The sequence below is a fragment of the Coriobacteriia bacterium genome (genome assembly GCA_034370385.1).
In the GTDB taxonomy this organism is placed as follows: Bacteria; Actinomycetota; Coriobacteriia; order Anaerosomatales; family PHET01; genus JAXMKZ01.
This window is the reverse complement of the sequence record JAXMKZ010000060.1, coordinates 1-2,817: the sequence shown is the minus strand read 5'-3', so window position 1 is coordinate 2,817 and position 2,817 is coordinate 1. Positions and strand designations below refer to the sequence as shown.

General features: G+C 63.0%; 4 protein-coding genes. 3 read left to right on the top strand and 1 reads right to left on the bottom strand.

Features of this window, described 5'->3' with window-relative positions; genetic code table 11:
• Positions 1–155: 155 nt before the first annotated feature.
• From U1E26_12710 to U1E26_12700, 3 genes are all read left to right on the top strand, one after another.
• On the top strand, positions 156–830 hold the full coding sequence (locus U1E26_12710) for a class I SAM-dependent methyltransferase (GenBank protein ID MDZ4170493.1): 675 nt from the start codon (positions 156–158) through the stop codon (positions 828–830).
• 111 nt (positions 831–941) lie between these two features.
• On the top strand, positions 942–1,463 hold the full coding sequence (locus tag U1E26_12705) for a hypothetical protein (GenBank protein ID MDZ4170492.1): 522 nt from the start codon (positions 942–944) through the stop codon (positions 1,461–1,463).
• Positions 1,460–2,029, top strand: coding sequence for a hypothetical protein (locus U1E26_12700; GenBank protein MDZ4170491.1), 570 nt, complete (start codon positions 1,460–1,462; stop codon positions 2,027–2,029). Before U1E26_12705 ends, U1E26_12700 begins: the two co-directional genes overlap by 4 nt.
• Before the next feature lie 105 nt (positions 2,030–2,134).
• On the opposite strand, the gene U1E26_12695 is transcribed toward U1E26_12700, so the two are convergent.
• Positions 2,135–2,569: a hypothetical protein gene (locus U1E26_12695; GenBank protein ID MDZ4170490.1), complete on the bottom strand. Its 435-nt coding sequence runs from the start codon at positions 2,567–2,569 to the stop codon at positions 2,135–2,137.
• Positions 2,570–2,817: the final 248 nt, after the last annotated feature.

Below are 2,817 nucleotides of genomic sequence, written 5' to 3'. Positions count from 1 at the left end.
GACCCGGACGCCCATCCTTGGTTGTGTGTGGTCTGCCGACAGCCGATGCGGGCATAGCCGCCCAACAAGCGCTTCCAGCCGACTCACGCACGCGCTAGGCTGACGGGAGCCGCTCGTTCGCGGCTGAAGCGCAACAACGTTAGGCGGATGAGTCGGTGAATGGTGAGAACAGGGCAGTAGCCAGAGAGCTCGCAAGTCGGCACGTCGCTGATGGCGATCCGCTCGGCTGGTTCGAAATCCTGTACGCCTCGGCTGGCGATGACTCCTCGATCATCCCTTGGGTGGACCTCGAGCCCAATCCGAATCTCGTCAGTTGGCTTGACTCGCACGGCATGGTCGGATCGGGCTGCGCAGCGCTCAAGGTGGGATGCGGGTTGGGCGATGACGCGGAGGAGTTGTCGCGACGGGGATTTGAGACCACCGCCTTCGACATCTCATCCACGGCCATTTCGTGGTGCCGTCGTCGGTTCCCGGACTCATCGGTGCGCTACGTCGAGGCGGACCTCCTGCAGCCGCCGGGAGACTGGACGGGGCGATTCGACCTTGTGGTCGAGTCCTACACGCTGCAGGTCCTGACGCCAAGGTTACGCCCCGACGCCATGCGACGCGTGGCGAGCTTCGTAGCGCCGGGCGGAACGCTTCTCGTGATCGCTCGAGGCCGGGATTCATCGGAGCCGGAGGGTGCAATGCCGTGGCCGCTCACCAGACAGGAGTTCTCGGTCTTCGAAGACACCGGTCTCACCGTCGTCGAGTTCGAAGACTACGTTGACGATGAGGATCCGCCAGTGCGCCGGTTCAGGGTGAACTACCTGCTGCGTGGTACCGCCTAACAAGCGCTTCCAGCCGACTTCGCAAGTCCTCGGCTACCATGTCAGTCAGGGGGCGCGGCTGAAGCGCCCGACGTTAGACAAACCAGTCGCTTTGGATGAGGCGGAGACACCGTGATTGAGCGTTCGGGGGACACAGTCAGCGCAATCGTGCCTGCAGGGAACCGCAAACCTGCTGCCGTCTGGGGCTCGGTTCTCTTCGGTGGATGGCTGGCGACGCTACTGCCGATCGCCGCGCTCGTGGGCCTCTCCTATGCCGTGGGCTCGGATGCCGCGGACATGTCGCTCATACTCTTCGGCTTCCCCGTGGGGATGCTCGGTTTCGCGGGAATGGGCGCGTATATGCTGCTGTGGGCATTGGCTGGCTCTGAACGGGTCGTTCTCACGCCTCGATCGCTGGTGCTACAGCGCAGATTGCTCGGAGTCCCGATCGTCACGAGGGAGTATGCGACCGAGCACGTGGCCCGGATACGTTACTCGCCCACGCCCTACATGCGTCCGTGGAATCTATGGTCGTCGATCCTTGGCTGCTCGGTGGCGTTCGACTACGGCGCAATGACCTATCGGTTCGGCGTCGGCCTGGCCGAGTCTGATGCACGAAACCTCGTCGAGGCGATCGGGGGTGTCGCCCAGTGAAGGTGAAGCCGGCACGTCCGCGTTACCGGCTCGACGAGACACCCGGAAGTCTCGCCGTGCGCATGCCATACAACTTCCGCACGATCCCCGCTCCGATGTGGCTTCTTCAGGTACCGATCTTGTTCATCGGCCCGCTAGCGGGCATCGGGTTGGCCGGGGCGCTGGGCTCTGCGTGGTCCCTCGTTGTCGGCATCGGGTTCTCGGTGCTCTTGGCGGGAATCATGGGTCTGGCGTACGGAAGTTACCTCACGCTTTCCGAGATGATCGAGATAGTCCCGGAGCGCCAGTTGGCGCAACGGCGCTTCCGTTACTTGGGGGGGCACACGTCGGGGACGCAGCTGCACTTCGACCACGTGCGCAATCTTCGGGTCGAGCCCCCTCCGCCTGGTGGCGACATCCTCAAGGCCTACGGCGACATGTTCGGCAAGAAGGGTGGTGTGATTGCGCTCGACTACGGGCAGGAGTCGTACCGGTTTGGCCAGTTCACAACGGAGGCTGAGGCGCGGCTGGTAGTGTCTGAAATCGAGAGGCGGTTCCCGTCGCTGACCAGCGAACTGGTTGTCTAACCCGCGCGTCAACCTGACTCCGCGCCTCGTGAGGTAGACTCGATTCGAAGCGCGTAAGGGCGCGTCGCAGGTTACGCGCAAAGACGTTAGACGCACGTCTGGCGCCTACGGAGCCGGCTCCAAGACTTGGGTGCCGCCGCCGATCTCAAAGACGCCGATCTGCGTCACACCATCTGCTTCGTAGACAGGCACGAATCGACTTCTGCCGCCCTGTTCCGCCTGCCATCGCAGCGCTTCTTCAGGCGAACTCGGTACCGGGCCACTCAACTCGGTGGCGAGCGAGTAGCCGATGCGGTTGTTAGTCGCCACCACCCTCACTAAGTCAGCTTCCTGATTCTCGATCGTGATTCCGAACGTCTCGCCCCTAGCGTTCATCGGCCACGGCTTCGACGTAGCGTCTCTTGACTCCATCATCGCCGCAGCCGATTCCTGATCCTGTGGTGTGGCGTTGTCAGCGCCAAGGATCAGCGTGGCGGCGGCCGCAATGGCTACGCCCACCAACACCACTCGCAATGTCGTCGTCGGTGTCTCCAGCGTCATGGCGACCCTCCTCAGCAGAAGCCCTCGGGTTCAACTTACCGCGAGCGCGAACAGCGCAGCAGCTGCGTTCCGCTGAGGTTCACAGGACGTCACTCCGCCGTAATGTTCGGCGCCTGACTTCAAGTTTGAATCGCAACACTGAGCCTTTCTGAGGGCCTTCCTACGATTGTGCATAGCATTCCTCCGGGGTCCGGTATCCGAGCCGCTTCCGCGGCCGTGAGTTGAGCTTGGCGGCGATGGCATCGCAG

Coding starts and splice junctions, on each gene's coding strand:
- U1E26_12695 (MDZ4170490.1), bottom strand. CDS start 2,569: ATGACGCTGGAGACACCGACGACGACATTGCGAGTGGTGTTGGTGGGC.